This is a genomic window from Erythrobacter aurantius, assembly GCF_023823125.1.
Classification (GTDB): Bacteria; Pseudomonadota; Alphaproteobacteria; order Sphingomonadales; family Sphingomonadaceae; genus Erythrobacter; species Erythrobacter aurantius.
In genome coordinates this window covers 1,306,826-1,328,069 of sequence record NZ_CP090949.1, presented here as the reverse complement: position 1 = coordinate 1,328,069, position 21,244 = coordinate 1,306,826, and the positions used below count along the sequence as shown (strand labels likewise).

Here is a 21,244-nt window from a genome sequence, read left to right as displayed (position 1 = left end):
GTGAGGCCCGGCGTTTTTCTTTGCGGTTTGCGCTATTGGTCTAGAAGCCCAGCCAATGACGCCGGTTAGCCGGATTGGCGAGGCCGATAGCCATGCCCAGGATAACCAGCGCCCCGGCAAACATGCAGGAACCGGCAATCATCGCATCCTGTTGTCCGCCGCGAAAATAGATCGCCAGCACGGCCCAGCAGAACACCAGCGCATACCATGGGTTACCGCGTGATCGCACAGTGGCAAGCGCGGCGATCACGCCTCCGACGGCGACCATGGCCGCAGCAGCCAGAGGAAATGCGAAACCGCCGCCCAAACCGTAATAAACCAGCGTCGCCGACACATTGACGATGCTCGCCGCTGTCAGCCAGGCTGCAAGCGAACTAAGCACCAGTGCCGCGAACCAGCGCTCGCCGCCTGTCAGCGCATCTTGGGCTGACAAGGCCCGCAAGCACAACAGCAGACCGCCTAGCGAGGTCAAGATAATCGCTGCGGAGACCGCCGTGAGATTGGCGAACTGGGTGTAGGTCGCCCAGACACCCTGAGCCGCCAGCGCTACAGCTGCGGGCCATGCGATCTTGTCGAGCAAGGCGTTGTTGCGCTGCGCTGGGAGCGCCTGCCAGATCGCGAACAGGGCTGATCCCAGGAACAATGGCCCCCAGATGGCGAACGCCCAACCCGAAGGCGTGATCAGCGTTCTCACGCTGTCGGAGCGGTTGCCAATCGGCTCTCCAAATCCGAGTTGCGGCAGGAATGTAGCGCCGATCTGAATGACAACCGCCAGCACAATGATGTTGCGTTGGACAAAACTGCGAGTGGGGTGGGTCAGCATGGTCATTCTACCTGAACGGAGCCGCAAACCACCGGTTCCTAGGTAAGGCGGGAAAGGGTATCAGGGGGCGTCATAAGCCGGGTTCTGTCTCCGCAACCGGTATGCTTTCGCACCAGCGCTGCGGCAGCAGCCATTCATCTGGACCGCCTGTTGCCAGACGGCTCTAGCAGCCAACCCGGGCCTCTCGGCGCGAAACACGCCTGCGTCCTTGCGGACGCGCGAGGCCCCTATTTGGCCTTGCTCCGGGTGGGGTTTGCCATGCGGACCCTGTTACCAGCGCCCCGGTGCGCTTTTACCGCACCCTTTCACCCTTGCCTGTGAGCTTTAGGCTCCATCGGCGGTATACTCTCTGTGGCACTTTCCCTGAACTCCGGCGCGAACACCGAAGCCCGGCGGGCGTTACCCGCCACCCTTGTTTCGTGGAGCCCGGACTTTCCTCGCATCCCTTGGGGAAACGCGGCTGCCTCAGCCCCCTGATACCTGTTAGATAGGCGCGCATGCCGGCTTTGGAAAGACGCCGTCGGGATCAGGGCTCGACAATCTCGAACAAGGGGTCCGGCTGGTCCAGCGCCTGAAACAGCGCAAGCAGGGCCATTGGGTTCCCTTCGATCGAAGCGGCTCCGCTGGCCATCAGTTCTTGCACTCCCACCTCTCGCGCCAGCAAGCGGTTGAAATCCGACCTGTTGATGGTGAGCAGCGCGCTGGGTGCTTCTGCCTCGCCCTTCCGCGGGAACATCACGCTCTTGCGCAAATCGACCGTGATTGCCTCGCCGATATCCGGGAACGTGAATTGCACGATTGCCTCAGCTCCGTTCATCTTTGCCGGATTGAATCGCGCTGCCAGGGAATCGAACAGGTCGACGGTGGGTATCGCGGCCAGCACGGCGGCTGATGTGGTGGAAAGCGCGTTGGTATCGGGCGGATCGCGCAAGTCTTGGGCTGCGGAAAGATAGATGTTGCGCCATGTCCCGCCTTCCGCCTGAAAGCCGACTTGTTCGTATGTCGCGGCGAGCCATTGTCTTGCCTCGGCATTGTCCGGCGCGGCGAAGACCAGCGTCTGCAACAAGGTGGCGCCCCAGCGGTATTCGCCTTCGTCAAAGGCCTTGCGCCCGATCGCAAGCGCCGCATCAGCGCCGCCCAGTGCCTCCACCCATTTGCGTGCCTCTTCTACCTTGGGCAGCGCGTCGTAATCTGCGGGGACGGCGTTCCACCATCCGAAATACCGCTGGTACACCGCTTTCGCGTTGTGCTGATACGTGCCGTAATAGCCGCGAGTGCCGAAATCGCCGGCAGCAAAGTCCGGCTCGCCGATCAGTTCGGCGATCTCATCCATCGTATAACCCTGATTGGCGAGACGCAGGGTCTGATCGTGGGTGAAGCGATAGGTGTCGCGCTGGTTGCGCAGCTTTTCGCGCACATTCTCCGCCCCCCATGCTGGCCAATGGTGCGAGGCAAGCATGACGTCGCTTTCCGATCCGAACCGGGTCAGGATCGCATCAAGTGTGCGGCTCCACTTAAGGGCATCGCGCACCAATGCTCCGCGCGGGGTCAGGATATTGTGGAAGTTGCGGGTCGCCACTTCGGCGGTGTGGAGCGCCCGGAACTGCGGCAGGTAGAACACGAACTCGGATGGCGCCTCGGTTCCTCCGGCATCGAGGAAGTCGAACACGATGCCGTCTATCAAGAGGCGCTCGTCTTCAGCGCCAAGCTCACGCGTCGGCGGCAGAAGACCGATAGCCCCGGTCGACAGCTTTGCGCCCAAGCCGACACCCACCCGGTTTTCCGGCCCGTCGGCCAGCTTCGCCCCGAACTGGTACTGTGCGCGCCGACCCATTGCGGGCCCAGCCAGAACGCTTTCCCCGACCGTTTCAGCCGTGAACCCTTCCGGCGCGATGATCTGCACCTCGCCCGCCGCAAGCGCCTCACGCGTGGTCACGCCCAGCACACCGCCGAAGTGGTCGGCATGGCTGTGGGTGTAGATAACCGCGACCACCGGCTTTTCGCCAAGAGTGCGGTTCGCCAGGTCCAACCCGGCCTTGGCAGGCGCGGCCGTCAACAGCGGGTCGATGACGATCCAGCCGGTCTGCCCAGCGATCAGCGTCATCACCGACAGGTCATAGCCGCGAATCTGGTAGATGCCGGGAACAACTTCAAACAGGCCGTGGATCGCCGTCAGCTGGCTTTGCCGCCAGAGCGATGGGTTGACCGTGTCAGGGGCCTCCGCATCGAGGAAATCCAGCCCGTTTACGCTCCACGCGACGCTGCCGTCGGGATTGAGGATGTCGCCATCAAGCTGCGCCAGCAGGCCGCGTCGTGCGTCCTCAAAGTCGCTCTGATCGTCCAGCGGCAGGCTTTCGGCAACAGCAGCATTGCGCGCCGCAGTCGCCTCGGTCGCAGTCCCTTGTGGCGGCGCATTGCCTGCCAGAGCCAGCAGCGCGACCAGCGCCCCCAGCGTCGTCGAATTCCTCATGTCCTCTCCCTCTCCTCGCGGGCCTTGTGGCCTCGTCCTTATCTTGCCGCGCCGCGATCCCTTTCCAGCAGTAGGTGCCACAGGATCGCGCCAAGCTGCGCATCCGGCCGGCCTTCGATCCGGTCCGGTCGCCAGCGGCGCTCAAACGCCTCGATAGTCTTGCGACCCTCGGTGATGTCATAGCCGAACCGTTCCAGCGCGAGGATGAATGCTCCTTCGTTGTGGAACGGATCAACATGCTCAAGCTTGCCCGGACGCGGCAGGCACAGCCCGTATTCAGCCAGCCGATCCCACGGGAACAGCTCGCCCGGATCGATCTTGCGCAGCGGCGCGACGTCCGAGTGTCCGACGACATTGGCGCGCGGGATGTCGTATTGCTTCACGATCCGCGCCACCAGTGGCACCAGCGCTTCGAACTGGGCATCGGTGAACTCGCGATAACCGCCCGCGTGACCGGGGTGGTCAAGCTCGATTCCGATACTGGCCGAGTTCACATCCTTGATCCCGCGCCAGTACGAAGTCCCGGCATGCCAGGCGCGCTTGGCTTCCGACACCAGCTGGATCACTTCGCCTTCTTCGGTGATCAGATAGTGCGCGGACACTCCCGCTTCGGGATCGGTCAGCCGGTCAAGCGCGGTCTCCACCGGCTTCATCTCGGTGTAGTGCAGCACCAGCATGGTTATGGGCAAGGCGCGGTCATTGAAGTTGGGCGACGGCACCACCCGGTGAACCAGCTCGCTTTCCTCCATGTCGCGCCAATCGCCCGTCACCCGATCATGCCCTCCGCTTCGGGCAGGACCCCGCCCAGCACCAGCGCCTTGTCCGAAAGCGCATATTGCAATCCGCCGCCCATTTCCTCGGCCAGCAGCGCGACCATGTGCGCGGCTGCGGTGCGGCTGGTGATGTCCTCGGCATCGAGATCGCCCTGCAAGGCCTTGCCGATGGTTTCGTCAAAGGCGATGCGATCGCCGGTTGCCCGCGCCACAATCTCGACATTGCCGTCGCGCCGTTCCGCCCCGATGTCGAGCGTCCCGCCGCGCACCAGCGCATCGAGCGCGATCTGCGACAGGTTCAGCAACACCTTGACGGCTGGCTTGGGAAGGTTCGCATCGGCGATCGCCCAGTTCAGTTCGACCCGCTTGTTGTCCCCTGCCAGCGCCGCGATCACCTCCTGCGCTTCCTCGACCGGGACGGTTTCGCCAAAGCCCCCGGCAGCCCCGAAAGCGAGGCGGAAGAACTTGAGCTTGTCGGTACTGATCTTGGCGCTTTGTTCGAGCAGTTCGATGCAGCGTTTGCGCATTTCCGGGTCGGTTTCGTCAGCCAGCAGTTCCAGCCCGTTCGACAAAGCCCCGACGGGCGAAAGCATGTCGTGGCAAAGACGCGAACACAGGAGCGCGGCAAGATCGGTTTGCGAAGTCATTTCGGTATCGGATTTCCTACAGGATGGAACACTTGGAACACAGTCCTAGGGATAAAAAATCCGCCTATCCACCTCGCGCCGACATTTGGCATCAAATAGCCGGGGAAGTGGCGGATTTCTGCGGTCATCTGCCGTTATCTAGCGGTCAATGACACGGTAGGAAAGCGCAGCGAAGGCCTCCGGTAGGTCACGCCAGAGTGTCACCGTCGAACCGGCCACGATCACCCACAGCTTGCCGTCGCCTGCCGCCATTGCCCGGTCAGTCGCCGAAGGCCGGGCATCGCCGGTGGGATGCGAATGATAATATCCCATGATTGCCGGGCCGCCTTCGCGCTCCTTGCGGTGCGCGTCGATCAATGCCTGCGGGTCGATTTCGAAATGCGTTTCCGGGTGACGGTGAACATTGCGGGTGGGTATCGCAGCCGTGATATGCGCCCCCTCGCCCAACAGGATGCCGCAGGCTTCGTTCGGGTGCGCAGCTTCGCTCATTTCGTAAAGAGCATCCAGCACCGCTCTTGTAACCTCAATGTCCATCGCGCATGCCCGCAATCATGTCCGAACCGGAAATCATCACCGGCACCATTACCGCCCCTGCCCGCCTCGACAAGGCGTTGGCGGATGCGACCGCGCTTTCGCGGGCGCGAATACAGGCGTTGATCGCGGACGGGATGGTCGAAGTGGGCGGCGCCTATGCCGCATCCCCAAGCCAGAAAGTCGCCCCCGGCACCAGTTTCCGCATCGCCGTTCCCGCCGCTGCCGAAGCGGAAGCGCGGCCACAGGCTATCCCGCTCGACATCGCTTACGAGGATGATCACCTGATCGTCATCAACAAGCCCGCCGGAATGGTGGTGCACCCGGCCGCCGGCAATCCCGAAGGCACGCTGGTCAACGCGCTGCTGCACCATTGCGAGGGATCCTTGTCGGGCATCGGTGGGGTTGCCCGCCCCGGCATTGTCCACCGCATCGACAAGGACACATCGGGCCTGCTGGTGGTTGCCAAATCCGATGCCGCGCACGAAGGGCTGGCGGCGCAATTCGCCGCGCATACCGTCCACCGCCGCTATATCGCGGTGTGCGCGGGCCATCCCAACCCCGCAGAGGGCACGATTGATGCGCGAATCGGGCGCAGCGACGCGAACCGAAAGAAAATGGCGGTGCTCGACAAGAATTCCTCACGCGGGAAACACGCGATCACCCATTACAAGACGCTCAAGAGGCTGGATTCGAGCGCGATGATCGAATGCCGCCTTGAAACCGGGCGTACCCACCAGGTGCGCGTTCACTGTGCGTCAATTGGCCATGCGCTATTGGGAGATCCGCTTTACGGAAAAACACCCAAGGAACTGAAATCCCTGCTGACTTCGCTAGGGTTTGCGCGGCAGGCGCTGCATGCGGCGGAATTGGGTTTCCTACACACGATTTCCTCGCAAGAACTGCGGTTTACCGCCGATTTACCCGACGACATGCAGGAACTAATCGACGAACTTGGGCGTTCTAATCGATGAAAAGCGCAGCAAAGCGCGCAAAGACTGTCTATATGTAACCACGTGGCCCAAACGACCGGATGCCCATCAGGGGTCCGGCATCAGAGGTCGACACAGGAAAGGTTAGGGAAATAGTGAGCAAAGCAAACGCAGTCCCGGCCCTGAGTGGTGAGCAGAGCCTCAACCGCTATCTGGCCGAGATCAAGAAATACCCGGTGCTTACCGCTGAGCAGGAATACATGCTCGCAAAGCGCTACGCCGAACACGAAGATCCGGAAGCCGCCGCGCAGCTCGTTTCGAGCCACCTGCGCCTCGTCGCGAAAATCGCGATGGGTTACCGCGGCTATGGTCTGCCCGTGTCGGACCTCATTTCCGAAGGCAATGTCGGCCTGATGCAGGGCGTGAAGAAGTTCGAGCCCGATCGCGGTTTCCGCCTCGCGACCTATGCGATGTGGTGGATCAAGGCGAGCATTCAGGAATACATCCTGCGTTCGTGGAGCCTCGTCAAAATGGGCACCACCGCCGCCCAGAAAAAACTGTTCTTCAACCTGCGCCGGATGAAGAAGCAGCTCGAAGCCTATGAAGACACCGACCTGTCGCCCGATGACGTGACCAAGATCGCCACCGATCTGGGCGTGCCGGAGCAGGAAGTGGTCAACATGAACCGCCGGATGATGATGGGCGGCGACGGATCGCTCAACACGCCGATGCGCAATGGTGAAGAAGGCTCGGGCGAATGGCAGGACTGGCTGACCGATGATCGTCCGCTTCAGGACGAAGTCGTGGCCGATGCCGAGGAAGCCGATGTGCGCCACGAAATGCTGGTCGAGGCGATGAAGAGCCTCAACGAGCGCGAGCAGCACATCCTCACCGAACGCCGCCTGACGGAAAAGCCGCAGACGCTCGAAGAGCTGTCGCAGGTCTATGACGTCAGCCGCGAACGCATCCGCCAGATCGAAGTGCGCGCCTTCGAAAAGCTGCAAAAGGCAATGCAGCGGATCGCCGGCGAAAGGCTGCTGCCCGGCGTCGCATGACGCGTTGTCAGGGGCCTGGCTGACCAGCCGGCACCACGAAAATCGGCCCGCAAGGGTTTGAATTGCCCTCCCCTCCCGTTATGCCGGGGGTGGGAGGGCAAATTTCATGCCGCAGCACATTCGTACCGTCGCACTCGCACTGGCCGCAGTCATCATGGGGCTGTGCGCGCCCGTTGCGGCTCAGAACGAGGTCGAGAATCCGCCTGATCCCTACGTTCACAAGGCCGTGGGAATTGCCTTTCCGGCTGTGCTTGGCGGCTTCACCCGTGGCCGGGTCGTTGAATTCGACGAGAGCGGCAGCGATGCGAGCGTCGGATATTCGCCCGATGGAATGCCGGGGGAGATTTCGCTTTATGTCTATCCGCTCAGCGGATCGACCTGCCGCGATCAGTTCGACGGGGCCAACAGCCCGATCCTCAGCCGAGGCGGCTCGGTAAAGGAGGAGGATGCCGGTCTCTCGATGGCGGGATTTGACGGCATGACGCAATATTCGCGCAGCTACACGATCGAGCCGGGCGGCTATGGCTTTGACCACCCCGAACTGGCGTCGTTCCTGTGGGTCGGTTGCCGTCCGGGATCGGATTGGGTGGTCAAATACCGCGGATCGTTTTTTGCCAGCGATGCCGATCGGATCGGCAACATCGCCAACCGGCTGTTCGCCCAGATCGACTGGTCAAGCCTGACAGGCGGCGGCAAGACCAAGGTGAAGTGAGGGGCGCCCGCCCGGTTCCCGACTAAGGAAAGCCGACTATCCCTGCAGCCGTTCCAGCAACGCGTCGAACACCGAAACATCGAACCGGTGGGGTTCCCCCGCTGACGAATTGCGCGCGATCTCGGCCAGAACTGTGTCCTTGTCGGGGAAGTCAAACTCGACTTTCCCCGGCAGCGCCTGCGACAAGGCACCGAACCAGTCCAGAAGGTGCGGTTGCAGTGCGAGGTGCATATCGAAATTGCGCCGGGTGCGCGTCGCATCCCCTTCTTTCTGGGCGCGGGCAATTTCTGGAGCGATGCGTTTTACAAAATAGCGATCGCCAAAGCCGATGCGGCGCTCGACGATAGCCTTGCGCGCCAGAGGTATCGCAGCGTTGAACACGTCAAAGGATTTGTAGCCGGCGCGCGCCATGCACCAGTCGAAGTGCGACTTGAACGGCTCGGTATCGCAGATTGCGAAGCCGTGCTCCCGCTCTGCCGCGACCGCTGCATCGAAACGGCGGATATTGTGCTCTATCCAATAGGCGGCATGAACCTCAGCAGGATCATCCTTTCCCGGCGCAACCCCATGGTCGGGGAACTCGGTCACGTGATGCGCTGCGCCAAACTGCCGCGCAAAGGTGGTCTTGCCAGCCGCGCTGATGCCTTCGAGCACGATAATCATCGTCGCCAGCTCTATTTGCGCAAACGGCAGTAATCGTCGCGTGTCGCGGTATCGAGGATGCTGCGATATTCGGCCATGCGCGCGTCACTTTCGCGCACCAGCCCGAATTGCGGGTCTTCGATCTGCGCCATTGGCACCAGCGCGACCGGGCATGACACCGGCACGAGTTGCGACCCTTGCCCAACTTGCAGCGTGGCGAGCAGGCCGAACATGCGCTGTTCGCGGGTCGCGCGGCCCAGCATGATCATGCGGTACTGCCCCGCCTCGCTCGTCATCAGATAGGTGTGGCCCGACAGGTTCGGCATCGAGACAAAGCCCGCCTGCTGGAATGTCGCATCGCTCCGGTCGCTTTCCGCAAACACCAGATGCCCCTTCGCGTTCGACCAGCGGATTTCGGTGCGATAGGCATAGACCGCGCCGTCTTCACCGAAGCTGGCGCGCAGGGTCAGATAGTCGCCTTCGATCCATTGCACCGCAGGGCGCGCATAGCTGCCCATCTCGGGCGGCGCGAGCGAAGGGCCGGCGGCCTCCACCTCGGCTTCCTCGCGCAGGCTTGCGCCCAAGGCTTCTTCCAGCCGCACGATTGTCGCCAGAGTGAATGGCCTGCGCCCGGCAATCGCCTTTTCCAGCGTCGACACCGACAGTTTCGCCCGCTCCGCCAGCCGCGCGCGCGACAGGCGCCGCCGCGCAATCTCCTCGCGCAGCCGGAACGCCACCTCTGCGTTGTCGAAATCGCTCATGAAACCCGCATACCCCATTCCTTCCTCCACTGTCTTGTCTTTGCCCCGCACCAATCCGCACAATTCCGCACAGACCTGCATTTTGCCGGCGCACCGTCCGGTCTGGCGGCGGATATTGGCCAGTCTTGGCCGTGGCGCGCCGCCTCCGTTCGTCGCTAAAGCGATACAGAACTGCGATGAATGGAGGCTGAAATGAGACGAATTGCACTGAATTTTGATCGAGACGCGCTGGCGGTGATGCTGATCCTGGGCGTGATCGCGATGGGCACGGCGGCAAGCACGGCGTTCTCCACCCGCGCCACCGCAAACCCCGTTTCCACCGCGCGCGCAGAACCCGCCCCCCCCGCACCGATGCCCGTCAACAGCGATGGCGGACTGGTGCTGCGCTCGATTGGCGGAGTAGCCAAGGACGTGCCCGCGATGCGGCTGGGCACCGATATCGTCGCCGATGTCGACGGCCAGACCGCTCGCGTCACGGTGACACAGGCGTTCCGAAACACCTCCGATCAATGGATGGAGGCGACCTATCTCTATCCCCTGCCGGACAATGGCGCCGTCGACACGCTCAAGATGGTGGTGGGCGATCGCATCTTCGAAGGGCGGATCAAACCCAAGGAGGAAGCGCGCGAAATCTATGAGGAGGCCAAGGCCAATGGTCAAAAGGCCGGGCTGGTCGAACAGCACCGCCCCAACATGTTCCGCAATTCGATCGCCAATGTCGGCCCGGGCGAAACCGTGCTGGTGCAGATCGAATTTCAGGCCCCGATCCAGCAGGTCGCGGGCGATTATTCGCTGCGGATGCCGCTGGTCGTCGGCCCGCGCTATATCGCCGGAAGCGCGAAGGACGGCGGCTCGCTCAGCCGTGCGGCGCTGCTTGCTGGGGCGAGCGATATCGTCGCGCCGACCGCCGATCCCGACATGGTCGCGCGCGCTGGCGGCGGGCTCAATCCGGTCAGCATCACCGTCAATCTCGATCCCGGCTTCACCGCCGACACCATTTCCAGCCCCTATCACGCGGTGAATGTCGCAGGCCAAGGCGCCACCCGGACGATCACGCTGGCCGATGGCGCGGTACCAGCCAATCGCGACTTCGAATTGCGCTGGAGCGCGGCGGGTGATGCCCCCAGCGTCGGCCTGTTCCGCGAAAAGCACGGCGAACTCGATTACGTCATGGCGACGATCACCCCGCCTTCGGCCGAACGCACCGGGGCTGTTCCGCCACGCGAGATGATCTTCGTGATCGACAATTCCGGGTCGATGGCCGGGGAATCGATGCCCGCCGCACGCCGAAGCTTGCTCTACGCGCTGGAGACGCTGCGCCCGCAGGATAGCTTCAACATCATCCGCTTTGACGACACGATGACCGAGCTGTTTGAATACCCGGTTCCGGCCAATCGTCGAAATCTGGAGCAAGCCAAGAGCTTTACGCATGCTTTGGAAGCTGAGGGAGGCACCGAGATGCTTCCGGCGCTCAGAGCCGCGTTAGACCCATGTGGCGACGCCAAGCCTGTAACAGCAGCAGATTGCGCTGCCGAGCAAGCGGCCGAAGCGGACCGGGTGCGCCAGGTGATCTTCCTCACCGACGGCTCGCTTTCGAACGAGGCCGAGATGATGGCCGAGATCAGCCAGAATCGCGGGCGCAGCCGGGTGTTCATGGTCGGCATCGGCTCCGCTCCCAACACTTTCCTGATGCGCCGCATGGCTGAGGCCGGGCGCGGCACCTTCACCCATGTCGGGATGGGCGAAGAGGCCGAGAGCCAGATGCAGCGGCTGCTCGACCGGCTGGCCAGGCCTGTCGCGACGAACCTCACCGCGACCGTCAACGGCGGCAATATCGACTTTGCCCCGCGCGACCTGCCCGATCTCTATGCGGGCGAGCCGCTGGTTCTGCTGGGCCGAACGCGCCACCTTCAGGGCACGCTCACCGTCAACGGCCTGATCGAAGGGCGGCGCTGGTCGCAGACCATCGACCTGTCGCAAGGCAGCCAGAGCGATGTCGTCGCCAAGCTGTGGGCCTATCGCCGCATCGCCGAGGTCGAGGCGGAGCGTTGGTCGGGCGAAACCTCTTACGAGCGCGCTGACGAAAGCATCGAGGAACTGGGCATGGCCTTCCACCTCGTCACCAGCCGCACCAGCCTGATCGCGGTGGACGACACCCCAAGCCGGCCGGAAGGCGCGACGCTGACCCGCGAGGAATTGCCGCTGCTGCTGCCAGCCGGATGGGATTTCGATCACCTGTTCGGGGTGCAATTCGCCAACCGTGATCGCGATCTGCCGATGCGCGAAATGGAAAAGCAGCGGCAGCAGCTCGAATTGCCGGAAACCTCGACCGGCTATGTCCTGACCCTGGGCCTTGGCCTCCTGCTCCTCCTGGCAGGTCTGGCGATGGCCGTGGGCCACCGGTGGGAGCGGCTTCGCAGCGCGCTTCTCCTGCGCAGCCTCCATTCGCAGGTGGCCTGATGCAGGCCGCTCTCACCATCGTTCAGGACAAGGGGCGCGCCGCTTCGGAAGGAGGTATCGGGCGCGCCCTTCCCCTGCTGCTATGCGCGATCCTGCTGCTGAGCGGCGCGGCGCTGACCACCAAGGCGCTCTATATCCCGGTCAAAGCCGAAGTCGCGCAGGTTCTGCTCAACCGGGCGTTTGATCAGAGCCTTGCCACGGGCACTCCCGTCAAACCGTGGAGCTGGGCCGATACCGCGCCGATGGCTCGAATGTCGGTGCCGCGTCTTGGTGCAAGCGATGTGGTGCTATCGGGCGGATCGGGCGAGGCGATGGCATTTGGTCCGACCGCCATGGTCGACGATCCGGCACGCCGCGTGACGATCCTCGCGGCGCATCGCGATACGCATTTCATGTTCGTCCGGGACCTCAAGGCCGGAGACGAAATCGTGATGGAACGCATCGACGGAACGCGGGCGCGCTACCGCGTCACCGGGTTCGAAACCGTGCGGTGGGACGAATTCAGCTATCCTGCCGATGGCGGGGAAGGCTTGCTCGCGCTCACCACCTGCTTCCCGTTCGACACCCACACGCCCGGCCCGCTGCGCCGGGTCGCGTGGGCTCAGCGAATGCCTTAGTTCGCCGGAGCTAGATCAAGCACCGCCGCGATCATTGCGTGGGTTCCCAGCGTGACGCTTTCCCGCGGCGCGACCTTGAACAGCGGCGAATGGTGGCTCGGCACGGCTGGGCCACCGTTTGCGGCAGCGTCAAAGGCTTCCTGCGGAGTGCCTCCAACCGCGAAGTAGTAGCCGGGCACGCCCAGTTCTTCCTCGACGAAATAGGCGAAGTCTTCCGCGCCCATGCCCTGTTGTTCGAACGGGATGAACGCGTCCTCTCCCAAATCGCGGATCATCACGCTGTTGAGCCGCCGGGCAAGTTCCTTGTCATTGTAAGTGACGGGGGTGCCTTCCACCACCTTCACTTCGACCGGCAGATCATCGGGCAGGCCATGCGCCTTGCCGGTATTGACGGCAATCCGCTCAATCGCGGCGAGCAGTTGCGCGCGCACAGCTTCGTCGTTTGAACGCACCGTCAATTGCAGGTCGGCGCGGTCGGAAATGATGTTATGCTTCGATCCCGCGTGGAACGATCCCACGGTGATGACAGCGGGCGAAAGCGGCATGATCTCGCGGCTGACGATGCTCTGCAGGGCGGTGACGATCTGCGAGGCGATATACACCGGATCGCGGCCCGCGTGCGGGCTGGCACCATGCGCGCCGATGCCCGGCACGGTAATATCGACCGAATCCGAGCTGGAATACTGGATGCCCTCTGCTGCTGACACCTTGCCCGTGGGCAATTGCGCGGCGACGTGGAAAGCGAGCGCATAGTCGGGCTTGCCAAAGCGCTCATACAGCCCGTCTGCGAGCATCGCCTTGGCCCCGCCGACGCGTTCTTCCGCCGGCTGGACGACGAACATGATCGTGCCCGACCACCTGTCCTTCATCTCCATCAGCTTGCGCGCGGTGCCGACCATAGAAGTGATGTGCACATCATGGCCACAGGCGTGCATCACCGGGTATTCGACCCCGTCCTGACCCACCTGTGTCGCGGTGGAGGCGTAATCGAGCCCGGATTTTTCCGGCACGGGCAGTCCGTCCATGTCGGCGCGCAACAGGATCAGTGGCCCGTCACCATTGCGCAGCATTGCGACAACGCCGGTTCCCCCGACGCCTTCCGTCACCTCAAGCCCCGCCTGCCGCAGTTCCAGCGCCATGCGCGCCGCGGTCTCGCTTTCAAGGAAGGACAGTTCTGGATTGCGGTGGAAATGCACGAACAACGGGGCGAGATAGCTGTCGTAATCCGCTTCGATCGCTTCGGCGAGCGCGGCATGATCGACCGCATGATCATCGGCCATTGCGGCAACGGGCAAGCCCGCGATGGCAAGCGCGATGGCGGTGGCGGCGGTGTGGTAAAGGCGCATGGTCAAATTCCCCTGTTTGGCCGCATAGAAGCACGCTCACCGCGGCCATACAACAAGTGTTTGCAGCGTCTTTCCTGCCAGCGTATTTGCGGCGTCATGGACCGTCCGCTCCCGCTTCGCATCGCGCGCATTCTTGCTCAGGCAATCCTGTGGTTCATCGGCATCAGCCTGCTGCTGGTGCTGGTGTTCAAATGGGTTCCCGTACCCGTCACGGCGACAATGCTGATGGATGAAAACGGCATCACCAAGGATTGGGAGAGCCTCGACAATATCGATCCCAACCTGGTCGCAGCAGTGATTGCGGCGGAGGATTCCAAGTTCTGCACCCATTGGGGCTTTGACACCGAAGCAATCGAACAGGCCGCGCGCGAAAACGCCGAAGGCGGGCGCATCCGGGGCGGCTCCACCATCAGCCAGCAAACCGCCAAGAATGTCTTTCTTTGGCAAGGCGGCGGCTATTTCCGAAAGGGGCTGGAGGCGTGGTTTACCTTCTGGATCGAAGCGGTCTGGGGCAAGCGGCGGATCATGGAAGTCTATCTCAACGTCGCTGAGACCGGCATCGGCACCTATGGCGCGGAGGCCGGCGCACAGCGGTATTTCGGCAAGAGCGCCGCCCGCCTTTCCCCTGACGAAGCCAGCCGCATGGCAGTCGCCCTGCCCCAACCCAAGAAGCGCGCGGTGCGCAATCCGGGCGGCTGGCTCGCCCGGCACGGCAACAGCGTGGAACGCCGCATCAATGTCGTAAAGGGTGACGGGCTCGACGACTGCGTCTACGATTGACGTCTATGGGTCACGCACAAGCACATCATCACGGGCATTCCCACGCCGACAGCGATTGCCACGGCCTGCATGATCATCACGGCCATCATCATGCGCCGGTCGATTACGGCCCCGCCTTTGTCATCGGCATCGTGCTCAATTCAGCCTTCGTCGCGGTCGAGGCGACATTCGGCTTCCTTTACGATTCAATGGCGCTGGTGGCCGACGCAGGGCATAATCTGTCCGACGTGCTCGCGCTGCTGCTGGCTTGGGCGGCCAATCTCGCAGCCAAGCGCGCGCCCAGCGATCGATACACCTACGGTTTCAAGAGCTCGACCATACTCGCTGCCATCGCCAATGCGTTGCTGCTGGCCTTCGCGATCGGGGCGATCCTGTTCGAAACCGCGCATCGCCTGTTCGAGCCAAGCGAACCGCAGGGGATGGTGATCATCATCGTCGCCGGGATCGGCGTCGTCATCAACACCGCCACCGCGCTGCTGTTCCTGCGCGGGCAGGATGATCTCAACATCCGCGGCGCCTATCTCCACATGGCCGCCGATGCGCTGGTATCTGTGGGCGTGGTGGTGGCCGGGATTGCCATCCTGTTCACCGGCCTGTGGTGGATCGATCCGCTGGTCAGTTTTGCCATTGTCGCGATGATCGCCTGGGGTACCTGGGGTCTGGCCAAGGACAGCATCAGGCTGGGCTTGCTTGCAGTTCCTGCAAGGATTGACGTGGCCGAAGTGCGCGCGCATCTGGCTGGGCTCGAAGGGGTGAGCGCGGTGCACGATCTGCATATCTGGCCAATGTCGACAACGGAAACGGCGCTGACCGCGCATCTCGTCATGCCTGACGGGCCGGCTTCGGATGAATTCCTGCACGCCATCGCCCACGATCTCGAAGATCGGTTCGGCATCGGCCATGCCACGATTCAGGTGGAACGCGGCAATTGGCCGCACGCGTGCAAGGCCGATTGCTGATGGCCGACGGGCGCACTGATCCGGCAACGATCGCACGTGAGCGGCTGCGCGATGCCATGGTGCGTCTTGCCGATGGCGATAGCGCGGCGCTTGAGGAAATCTACGCTGCGACGCGGGTGAAACTGTTTGGCATATGCCTGCGTATCTTGGGCGACAGAAAGGAAGCCGAGGACGCCTTGCAGGACGTCTACATCAATCTGTGGCAACGCGCCGACCGATACGATCCCACGCGGGCGAGCCCGATTTCGTGGCTGGCGACCTTTGCGCGCAACCGGGCGGTTGACCGGCTGCGCACGGGCAAGGTCCGCAGCGGAGCGGTGCCGGTGGAAGAAGCCCTGCCGCTTCCCGACGAAGCACCGCTGGCAGACGCGCTGCTGGTTGATGCGGAACGGACTGCGCAAATCCATCAGTGCCTTTCAAAGCTGGACGAAAACACCGCCGCGCACATCCGCTCGGCCTTTTTCGAAGGCTACACCTATGCCCAGCTGGCCGAAGCTGCCGATGTGCCGCTCGGCACGATGAAAAGCTGGATCCGCCGCGGCCTGCAAAGACTGCGCGCCTGTCTGGAAGCGAGTGAGGCGTCATGAGCGATACGGACAAGACCCCCGAAGATATCGACCGCGACGATCCGATGATCGCGGCGGAATGGGCGCTGGGCCTGCTCGAAGGCGAGGAACTGCTCGACGCGCGCGGCAAATATGCGAGCGATCCGAATTTTGCATGGCGCAAGCAATGGTGGGACAACTGGTTCGCGCCTTGGACTGACGATATCGCCGGTGCCGAACCCGGCGCGCATGTGTGGCAAGGCATAGCCGCAGCACTGAATGCGCCCGCAGCCGGGACCGGCGGCGAAGTCGTGGCATTCGAACTTGCAAAGGCGCAGGCACGCGCGCGGCGCTGGCAATGGACCGCTGCGATCACTTCTGCGGCGGCGGCTGTGCTGCTGGCAGTGCTCGTGCTTGGGCCGCAGGCCGCGCCAGATCCGGCGCCCACCGGCGCTCCGCAGCTTGCGGTCAGTAATCCTCTGGTCGCACAGGTTCCGATTGGCGATGCCGGACTGCGGCTCGACGTCACCTACATTCCCGAAACCGGCGAGATGCTGGTCGGCGCGATCGGGCTGACGGCGGACGGAGTGCATGATCACGAATTGTGGCTGGTGCCTGCCGATGGCAGCGCGCTGCAATCGCTTGGCGTGGTGACACCGGGAGCGGTCGCCCGCATGGACCTGCCCGAGGACGTGACCCGCAACCTTTCAAGCGGCGTCGGGCTGGTGCTGACGCGTGAGCCCATCGGGGGCAAACCCGAAGGTCAGGATGCCGGCCCGGTGGTGGCTCAAGGCGCGTTCTCGCAGGTTTAAGACCGCTCGGCCTGCCGCTTGCCGAAACCGCTTCACGGCACTTTCGCGAAATTTTTCAAACAAATGCAGAAGCAGTGCATCCCTCATGCCAGCGGTGTCGTAGCTCTTGCGCAAGATCGGGAGGGCTTGCCTTAACCAAGGAGATCCCAATGCCTGTCCCTACCAAGACCATCAAGACCAGCCTGTTTGCCGCCGCTGCCGCCATCGCTGCCATCACCCCGGCAACAGCGCATAATCACCAGCACCATCACGCCAGCCAGGCGCAGACACCGAACATCGTCGAAACCGCCGTCAGCACCGGCGTGCATCAGACGCTGGTTGCCGCAGTGCAGGCCGCCGGTCTGGTCGAAACGCTTTCCAGCCCTGGCCCCTTCACCATCTTCGCCCCGACCGACACCGCCTTTGCCAAGCTGCCCGAAGGCACCGTCGCCACTCTGGTGAAGCCGGAAAACAAGGGCACGCTAACCGGCATCCTGACCTATCACGCGGTCGCAGGGCGGGTCACGGCGAGCGACCTGACCACCCTGATCAAGTCCAAGGGCGGCGAAGCCACCATCGAGACCGTGGCAGGCGGCACTCTCACCGCGCGCCTTTCGGGTGACACCATCGTCATCACCGATGCCGCCGGACGCGCCACTGCCGTGACGCAGGCCGATGTCGATACCTCAAACGGCGTAATTCACGTCACCGACGGCGTCTTTCTGCCGGGCTGATCCGTAGCTGTTTTCAGTTGGCGCGGCCCGCCGTTCCCCTCCCACCCTTGGGCCCGCCACGTCCCGACCCCGTCCGGCCAATCCTCCAGGCCGGGCGGGGTTTAGCTTTCACAGCGATGCTGCACCTGCGCAGGAAGTTGACAAAGCCGACATCGTGACGATCGCGGTTTCCCCAATCAAAGGACTGATATGATGAGGAAAACGGGCCGCAAAGCGAAGTTGACACTTATCCTATTTTAAAGAATTTTTCGCTCCTTCGTACATGGTCATGGCACGAAGCAGGCCAAGTAGGAAAGCGTCTAGGGCTTCAGTGCGAATTCGGCCGCCGCGCGGGCGTGTAGCCATGTCGTGTCGAACACGGGTAAAAGGCTGTCATCAGCAGAAAGCAGCAGGCCGATCTCGGTGCAGCCGAAAATCACCGCTTGCGCCCCGCGCGCGGACAGCCGGGTGATTATGCCGCAATAGGCATCGCGTGATGATTTCAGAATCTTACCCGCGATGAGTTCCTCGTAGATCACCCGGTGGACCTCGCCCCGGTCTTTGGCGTCGGGTATGATGATTTCGAGCCCGTGGCGTTCGGCAAGGCGGGCTTTCAGGAAATCCTGCTCCATGGTGAAGCCGGTGCCGAGCAGCGCAACCCTGGCATGGCCCTCTGCCACGATGGCAGCCCCGGTTGCATCGGCGATATGCAGCAGCGGCAGGGCGGTTGCCGCTTCGACGCGGTCTGCCAGCTTGTGCATCGTGTTGGTGGCGATGACGATGCAATCCGCCCCGCCCGCCTCCAGCGCCCTTGCGCTGTCCGCCATGATCTCGCCCAGCCGGTCCCACTCCCCCGCAGCCTGAAACGCGGCGATGGGTCCGAAATCGAGGCTGTGGAGCAGGATCTTCGCCGAATGCGATGGGCCGAGCCGATCGCGCACCGCCCGGTTGATGATCGCGTAATATTGCGCCGAGCTTTCCCAGCTCATTCCGCCGATGATGCCGATGGTTTTCATGGGCGCCCATTACGGCCCGCCCTGTTGCGAAAGCAACGGAGAGGTACGCGTTCCGTCAAGCTTGCCCGGCTGCCCAGCGATCAAGCAGCCACAGCACCAGCCCCTGCGCGCCAAGCAAGGTGATGCTGGCGATAACCAGGCCGGCATCCGGGCTGTTCTGAACATCGGCAGGGAGCATGGCCATGGCGACGCCCATCGCCGCAAGCATAAGCGAGAAAGTCAGCGGCAGTAGCCAGGCCATCGTCCGGCGCGGAGCCATTCGCGTGGCCCGCCCCCTGAAATCGTAATGACCAGGCAGTTCGCTGAAACGGCTGTACGTCCGATCGGTCCAGACACCTGAAAGCAACAGCAGCACAATGGCGACCAAAACGATCGCTACAGTGCCGAAACTGATGCTCATCAGGCCGCTTCTTCCTTCGCCTCGCCACCGTGGACGCGGATCGGGTCCTTCTTGCCTTCGACCACTTCGGCATCGACGACGATTTCGGTGACGCCTTCCATGTCGGGCAGGTCGAACATCGTGTCGAGCAGGATCGCTTCGACGATGGAACGCAGGCCGCGTGCGCCGGTCTTGCGCTTGATCGCGCGTTCGGCCACCGCCTTCAACGCTTCGTCGGTGAAGGTCAGCTCGACGTCTTCAAGCTCGAACAGCTTCTTGTACTGCTTGACCAGCGCGTTCTTAGGTTCGGTCAGGATCGTGATCAGTGCATCGACGTCGAGATCGTGCAGCGTCGCGATCACCGGCAGACGACCGACGAATTCGGGGATGAGACCGAATTTCAGCAGGTCTTCCGGCTCGCTCTTTTCAAGCAGTTCGCCAACCTTGCGCTTTTCCGGGTCGGCGACATGCGCGCCGAAGCCGATCGAACGCTTCTGCAGACGGTCGGCAATGATCTTGTCCAGACCGGCGAAGGCGCCGCCGCAGATGAACAGGATGTTGGTGGTGTCGACCTGCAGGAATTCCTGCTGCGGATGCTTGCGACCGCCCTGCGGCGGGACGCTAGCCGTGGTGCCTTCCATCAGCTTGAGCAGCGCCTGCTGCACGCCTTCGCCCGACACGTCGCGGGTGATAGAGGGATTTTCCGCCTTGCGCGTGATCTTGTCGATTTCGTCGATGTAGACGATGCCATGCTGCGCCTTTTCGACGTTGTAGTCGGAGGCTTGCAGCAGCTTGAGAATGATGTTTTCGACGTCTTCACCCACGTAACCCGCTTCGGTCAGCGTGGTGGCATCGGCCATGGTGAAGGGCACGTCGAAAGTGCGCGCCAGCGTCTGCGCCAGCAGAGTCTTGCCGGTACCCGTCGGGCCGACCAGCAGGATGTTCGACTTGGCCAGTTCCACCCCGTCGGCCTTGCCGCTGTGCTTCAGGCGCTTGTAGTGGTTGTGAACCGCGACCGAGAGATTGCGCTTGGCCGAATTCTGGCCAATCACGTAATCGTTGAGCGTGGCGAAGATTTCCGAAGGGGTCGGCACTTCGCCTTCCTTCTTGCCGGCGATCCCGGCCTTGGTCTCTTCGCGGATGATGTCGTTGCACAGCTCGACGCATTCATCACAGATGAACACGGTGGGGCCGGCGATAAGCTTGCGCACTTCGTGCTGCGACTTCCCGCAGAAGCTGCAATACAGAGTGCTCTTGCTGTCAGATCCGCTCAATTTGGTCATTCCTGTAATCCTCGAATCCGGCGGCGGATTGTGGGCATCCTACCGCAGGATTCGCTAACATTATCCTCGCCGCCAGATGAATCAACTCGCGAGGCACGGTTTTTTGGCTCCGGTTAAGTGGTTTTCGTGCACCACTTGCAAGCATCGCCGGGCGTTGTTCACGCCAGCGTCCCGATCCGGGGCGGATGGTACGACGCGCATGAACGCGCCGCCACTGGCGCTATTGGCCAGCGTTATTCCGGCCAGGCTTAATCCGGCCAGCCTTATTCAGGAGCGCCGCCCGAACCTTCTTCGCCGTCCGATTCCTCGGTTTCGGGGCGGGTTTCGAATACCTTGTCGACCAGGCCGAATTTCTTGGCTTCTTCCGCTTCGAGGAAGGTATCGCGGTCCATCGCCTTTTCGATCTCTTCAAGGCTCTGGCCGGTGTATTTGACGTAAAGGTCGTTCATCCGCGCCTTGATGCGCAGGATTTCGCGGGCCTGGATTTCGATATCCGAAGCCATGCCGCGCGCACCGCCCGAAGGCTGGTGGATCATGATCCGCGCATTGGGGAGCGCGACGCGCATGCCCGGCTCACCAGCAGCCAGCAGGAAGCTGCCCATCGAAGCGGCCTGCCCCATGCACACCGTCGACACGCGCGGCTTGATGTACTGCATCGTGTCGTGGATCGCCATGCCGGCCGTCACCACCCCACCGGGTGAATTGATGTACATGCTGATCGGCTTGGACGGGTTTTCGCTTTCGAGGAACAGCAGCTGGGCCGTGATCAGCGAAGCCATGCCGTCTTCGACCTGACCGGTGACGAACACGATGCGTTCGCGCAGCAGGCGGCTGAAGATGTCGAAGCTGCGTTCACCCCGGCTGGTCTGCTCCACCACCACGGGCACCAGCGCGCCGGTAAGCGGATCGCGGGTGAACTGGCCCTGGGTGCCATAGGTTTCGCCGGAATTGCCGAGCAGATCGATCATGGGGTCTTTTTCCTCGTCCTTGAATTGCACGCCTATGTCGG

At 62.8% G+C, this 21,244-nt stretch carries 23 protein-coding genes and 1 other RNA gene; 11 read left to right on the top strand and 13 right to left on the bottom strand.

The window, feature by feature from the left end:
* Positions 1-40 precede the first annotated feature (40 nt).
* The 6 genes from L1K66_RS06305 to L1K66_RS06280 form a co-directional block, all read right to left on the bottom strand.
* Positions 41-829, bottom strand: coding sequence for a hypothetical protein (locus tag L1K66_RS06305; RefSeq protein WP_252260108.1), 789 nt, complete (start codon positions 827-829; stop codon positions 41-43).
* A 51-nt stretch (positions 830-880) separates the two neighbouring features.
* Positions 881-1,299: RNase P RNA component class A (gene rnpB, locus L1K66_RS06300), an RNA gene on the bottom strand.
* Between the two features lie 50 nt (positions 1,300-1,349).
* Positions 1,350-3,293: an alkyl/aryl-sulfatase gene (locus L1K66_RS06295; protein ID WP_252260107.1), complete on the bottom strand. Its 1,944-nt coding sequence runs from the start codon at positions 3,291-3,293 to the stop codon at positions 1,350-1,352.
* A 38-nt stretch (positions 3,294-3,331) separates the two neighbouring features.
* The gene (locus L1K66_RS06290; protein WP_034952257.1) at positions 3,332-4,042 is read right to left on the bottom strand and encodes an N-acetylmuramoyl-L-alanine amidase; all 711 of its coding nucleotides are present in this window, start codon (positions 4,040-4,042) and stop codon (positions 3,332-3,334) included.
* A gap of 17 nt (positions 4,043-4,059) precedes the next feature.
* The gene (locus L1K66_RS06285; protein ID WP_034952254.1) at positions 4,060-4,713 is read right to left on the bottom strand and encodes a histidine phosphotransferase family protein; all 654 of its coding nucleotides are present in this window, start codon (positions 4,711-4,713) and stop codon (positions 4,060-4,062) included.
* Positions 4,714-4,851: 138 nt separating this feature from the next.
* Positions 4,852-5,247 carry a Mov34/MPN/PAD-1 family protein gene (locus tag L1K66_RS06280; protein ID WP_252260106.1) on the bottom strand — a complete coding sequence of 132 codons (396 nt, stop codon included), beginning with the start codon at positions 5,245-5,247 and terminating at the stop codon, positions 4,852-4,854.
* A gap of 17 nt (positions 5,248-5,264) precedes the next feature.
* Here L1K66_RS06280 and L1K66_RS06275 point away from each other — a divergent pair, with 17 nt between their 5' ends.
* From L1K66_RS06275 to L1K66_RS06265, 3 genes are all read left to right on the top strand, one after another.
* Positions 5,265-6,218: an RluA family pseudouridine synthase gene (locus tag L1K66_RS06275; RefSeq protein ID WP_252260105.1), complete on the top strand. Its 954-nt coding sequence runs from the start codon at positions 5,265-5,267 to the stop codon at positions 6,216-6,218.
* Positions 6,219-6,277: 59 nt separating this feature from the next.
* Positions 6,278-7,231, top strand: a complete 954-nt coding sequence (gene rpoH / locus L1K66_RS06270; RefSeq protein ID WP_252260104.1) for an RNA polymerase sigma factor RpoH — start codon at positions 6,278-6,280, stop codon at positions 7,229-7,231.
* A gap of 106 nt (positions 7,232-7,337) precedes the next feature.
* On the top strand, positions 7,338-7,943 hold the full coding sequence (locus tag L1K66_RS06265) for a hypothetical protein (RefSeq protein WP_252260103.1): 606 nt from the start codon (positions 7,338-7,340) through the stop codon (positions 7,941-7,943).
* Between the two features lie 36 nt (positions 7,944-7,979).
* Here the strand turns inward: L1K66_RS06265 and L1K66_RS06260 are convergent, their stop codons facing one another.
* Together L1K66_RS06260 and L1K66_RS06255 are read right to left on the bottom strand one after the other, a co-directional pair.
* Positions 7,980-8,606, bottom strand: coding sequence for a hypothetical protein (locus tag L1K66_RS06260; protein WP_252260102.1), 627 nt, complete (start codon positions 8,604-8,606; stop codon positions 7,980-7,982).
* A gap of 11 nt (positions 8,607-8,617) precedes the next feature.
* A complete protein-coding gene (locus tag L1K66_RS06255) occupies positions 8,618-9,346 on the bottom strand; it encodes a helix-turn-helix domain-containing protein (RefSeq protein WP_252260101.1) in 729 nt (242 codons plus the stop codon).
* Between the two features lie 192 nt (positions 9,347-9,538).
* Here L1K66_RS06255 and L1K66_RS06250 point away from each other — a divergent pair, with 192 nt between their 5' ends.
* Both L1K66_RS06250 and L1K66_RS06245 read left to right on the top strand, forming a co-directional pair.
* Positions 9,539-11,806: a marine proteobacterial sortase target protein gene (locus tag L1K66_RS06250; protein WP_252260100.1), complete on the top strand. Its 2,268-nt coding sequence runs from the start codon at positions 9,539-9,541 to the stop codon at positions 11,804-11,806.
* Complete coding sequence (locus L1K66_RS06245) at positions 11,806-12,423, top strand: class GN sortase (protein WP_252260099.1); 618 nt, start codon at positions 11,806-11,808, stop codon at positions 12,421-12,423. Before L1K66_RS06250 ends, L1K66_RS06245 begins: the two co-directional genes overlap by 1 nt.
* On the opposite strand, the gene L1K66_RS06240 is transcribed toward L1K66_RS06245, so the two are convergent.
* The gene (locus tag L1K66_RS06240) at positions 12,420-13,769 is read right to left on the bottom strand and encodes a M20 metallopeptidase family protein (RefSeq protein WP_252260098.1); all 1,350 of its coding nucleotides are present in this window, start codon (positions 13,767-13,769) and stop codon (positions 12,420-12,422) included. The two genes, L1K66_RS06245 and L1K66_RS06240, sit on opposite strands and share 4 nt — an antisense overlap.
* 96 nt (positions 13,770-13,865) lie before the next feature.
* On the opposite strand from L1K66_RS06240, the gene mtgA reads away from it, so the two are divergent.
* From mtgA to L1K66_RS06215, 5 genes are all read left to right on the top strand, one after another.
* On the top strand, positions 13,866-14,549 hold the full coding sequence (mtgA, locus tag L1K66_RS06235) for a monofunctional biosynthetic peptidoglycan transglycosylase (RefSeq protein ID WP_252260097.1): 684 nt from the start codon (positions 13,866-13,868) through the stop codon (positions 14,547-14,549).
* A gap of 5 nt (positions 14,550-14,554) precedes the next feature.
* Entirely contained in the window at positions 14,555-15,508 is a 954-nt protein-coding gene (locus tag L1K66_RS06230) for a cation diffusion facilitator family transporter (protein WP_252260096.1), read from the top strand.
* A complete protein-coding gene (locus tag L1K66_RS06225) occupies positions 15,508-16,095 on the top strand; it encodes a sigma-70 family RNA polymerase sigma factor (RefSeq protein ID WP_252260095.1) in 588 nt (195 codons plus the stop codon). Before L1K66_RS06230 ends, L1K66_RS06225 begins: the two co-directional genes overlap by 1 nt.
* Entirely contained in the window at positions 16,092-16,865 is a 774-nt protein-coding gene (locus L1K66_RS06220; RefSeq protein ID WP_252260094.1) for an anti-sigma factor, read from the top strand. The genes L1K66_RS06225 and L1K66_RS06220 overlap by 4 nt, the downstream gene beginning before the upstream one ends.
* A gap of 149 nt (positions 16,866-17,014) precedes the next feature.
* On the top strand, positions 17,015-17,578 hold the full coding sequence (locus L1K66_RS06215; protein WP_252260093.1) for a fasciclin domain-containing protein: 564 nt from the start codon (positions 17,015-17,017) through the stop codon (positions 17,576-17,578).
* 299 nt (positions 17,579-17,877) lie between these two features.
* Here the strand turns inward: L1K66_RS06215 and L1K66_RS06210 are convergent, their stop codons facing one another.
* From L1K66_RS06210 to clpX, 3 genes are read right to left on the bottom strand one after another with little or no spacing between them, the layout of a single operon-like run.
* Entirely contained in the window at positions 17,878-18,573 is a 696-nt protein-coding gene (locus tag L1K66_RS06210) for an aspartate/glutamate racemase family protein (RefSeq protein ID WP_252260092.1), read from the bottom strand.
* A gap of 55 nt (positions 18,574-18,628) precedes the next feature.
* Positions 18,629-18,973 (bottom strand): hypothetical protein, encoded by a 345-nt coding sequence (locus tag L1K66_RS06205; protein WP_252260091.1) that lies wholly within the window; start codon positions 18,971-18,973, stop codon positions 18,629-18,631.
* Positions 18,973-20,235 carry an ATP-dependent Clp protease ATP-binding subunit ClpX gene (gene clpX / locus L1K66_RS06200; RefSeq protein WP_034952219.1) on the bottom strand — a complete coding sequence of 421 codons (1,263 nt, stop codon included), beginning with the start codon at positions 20,233-20,235 and terminating at the stop codon, positions 18,973-18,975. Before clpX ends, L1K66_RS06205 begins: the two co-directional genes overlap by 1 nt.
* 126 nt (positions 20,236-20,361) lie before the next feature.
* On the opposite strand from clpX, the gene L1K66_RS16435 reads away from it, so the two are divergent.
* A complete protein-coding gene (locus L1K66_RS16435) occupies positions 20,362-20,487 on the top strand; it encodes a hypothetical protein (RefSeq protein ID WP_256471493.1) in 126 nt (41 codons plus the stop codon).
* A gap of 11 nt (positions 20,488-20,498) precedes the next feature.
* Here L1K66_RS16435 and clpP read toward each other — a convergent pair whose 3' ends face one another.
* Positions 20,499-21,203 carry an ATP-dependent Clp endopeptidase proteolytic subunit ClpP gene (clpP, locus tag L1K66_RS06195; protein ID WP_252260090.1) on the bottom strand — a complete coding sequence of 235 codons (705 nt, stop codon included), beginning with the start codon at positions 21,201-21,203 and terminating at the stop codon, positions 20,499-20,501.
* Between the last annotated feature and the right edge of the window lie 41 nt (positions 21,204-21,244).

Bases quoted from the DNA above. Each gene is read 5' to 3' on its own strand.
- mtgA (WP_252260097.1), top strand. From the start codon at position 13,866: ATGGACCGTCCGCTCCCGCTTCGCATCGCGCGCATTCTTGCTCAGGCA.
- L1K66_RS06255 (WP_252260101.1), bottom strand. From the start codon at position 9,346: ATGAGCGATTTCGACAACGCAGAGGTGGCGTTCCGGCTGCGCGAGGAG.
- L1K66_RS06290 (WP_034952257.1), bottom strand. From the start codon at position 4,042: ATGGAGGAAAGCGAGCTGGTTCACCGGGTGGTGCCGTCGCCCAACTTC.
- L1K66_RS06275 (WP_252260105.1), top strand. From the start codon at position 5,265: ATGTCCGAACCGGAAATCATCACCGGCACCATTACCGCCCCTGCCCGC.
- clpX (WP_034952219.1), bottom strand. From the start codon at position 20,235: ATGACCAAATTGAGCGGATCTGACAGCAAGAGCACTCTGTATTGCAGC.
- L1K66_RS06265 (WP_252260103.1), top strand. From the start codon at position 7,338: ATGCCGCAGCACATTCGTACCGTCGCACTCGCACTGGCCGCAGTCATC.
- L1K66_RS06225 (WP_252260095.1), top strand. From the start codon at position 15,508: ATGGCCGACGGGCGCACTGATCCGGCAACGATCGCACGTGAGCGGCTG.
- L1K66_RS06245 (WP_252260099.1), top strand. From the start codon at position 11,806: ATGCAGGCCGCTCTCACCATCGTTCAGGACAAGGGGCGCGCCGCTTCG.
- clpP (WP_252260090.1), bottom strand. From the start codon at position 21,203: ATGATCGATCTGCTCGGCAATTCCGGCGAAACCTATGGCACCCAGGGC.
- L1K66_RS06280 (WP_252260106.1), bottom strand. From the start codon at position 5,247: ATGGACATTGAGGTTACAAGAGCGGTGCTGGATGCTCTTTACGAAATG.
- L1K66_RS06220 (WP_252260094.1), top strand. From the start codon at position 16,092: ATGAGCGATACGGACAAGACCCCCGAAGATATCGACCGCGACGATCCG.
- L1K66_RS06250 (WP_252260100.1), top strand. From the start codon at position 9,539: ATGAGACGAATTGCACTGAATTTTGATCGAGACGCGCTGGCGGTGATG.
- L1K66_RS06260 (WP_252260102.1), bottom strand. From the start codon at position 8,606: ATGATTATCGTGCTCGAAGGCATCAGCGCGGCTGGCAAGACCACCTTT.
- rpoH (WP_252260104.1), top strand. From the start codon at position 6,278: ATGCCCATCAGGGGTCCGGCATCAGAGGTCGACACAGGAAAGGTTAGG.
- L1K66_RS06305 (WP_252260108.1), bottom strand. From the start codon at position 829: ATGACCATGCTGACCCACCCCACTCGCAGTTTTGTCCAACGCAACATC.
- L1K66_RS06215 (WP_252260093.1), top strand. From the start codon at position 17,015: ATGCCTGTCCCTACCAAGACCATCAAGACCAGCCTGTTTGCCGCCGCT.
- L1K66_RS06295 (WP_252260107.1), bottom strand. From the start codon at position 3,293: ATGAGGAATTCGACGACGCTGGGGGCGCTGGTCGCGCTGCTGGCTCTG.
- L1K66_RS06210 (WP_252260092.1), bottom strand. From the start codon at position 18,573: ATGAAAACCATCGGCATCATCGGCGGAATGAGCTGGGAAAGCTCGGCG.
- L1K66_RS06240 (WP_252260098.1), bottom strand. From the start codon at position 13,769: ATGCGCCTTTACCACACCGCCGCCACCGCCATCGCGCTTGCCATCGCG.
- L1K66_RS06230 (WP_252260096.1), top strand. From the start codon at position 14,555: ATGGGTCACGCACAAGCACATCATCACGGGCATTCCCACGCCGACAGC.
- L1K66_RS06285 (WP_034952254.1), bottom strand. From the start codon at position 4,713: ATGACTTCGCAAACCGATCTTGCCGCGCTCCTGTGTTCGCGTCTTTGC.
- L1K66_RS06205 (WP_252260091.1), bottom strand. From the start codon at position 18,973: ATGAGCATCAGTTTCGGCACTGTAGCGATCGTTTTGGTCGCCATTGTG.